1 protein-coding gene is annotated in these 298 nt (G+C 77.2%); it reads left to right on the forward strand.

Going from position 1 to position 298, the window contains the following annotated elements:
- On the forward strand, positions 1-298 hold a 298-nt coding region (locus tag ABD308_RS39295; protein ID WP_344345912.1), incomplete at both ends, for a hypothetical protein.

Below are 298 nucleotides of genomic sequence, written 5' to 3' on the forward strand. Positions count from 1 at the left end.
CCGCGGCCGCCGTGGCGGCGGTCACCGCGCTCTGGCTGATCGCCGTCTGGCAGGCCGGCAGCGCCACCGAGCGGGCCCGGCGGCTGACCGACGAGGCGCCGACCGCCACCGGATCGCACTCCCGCCGGGAGCGCCGGCGGGAGCGTCGGCGGCGCGGTCCACAGCTCGCCGTCGACGAGCGCACCGCGACGGTCATCGTCGTCCTGATGATCGTGCTGCCCCTGTCGCTCGTGGTGCTCCACGGCCTCGGCCTGAGCGCGGACAGCGGCGTCAACCTGGGCGTCGTCCTGGTCGCGGC

This window comes from Kitasatospora putterlickiae (genome assembly GCF_039527695.1).
GTDB classification, from domain to species: Bacteria; Actinomycetota; Actinomycetes; order Streptomycetales; family Streptomycetaceae; genus Kitasatospora; species Kitasatospora putterlickiae.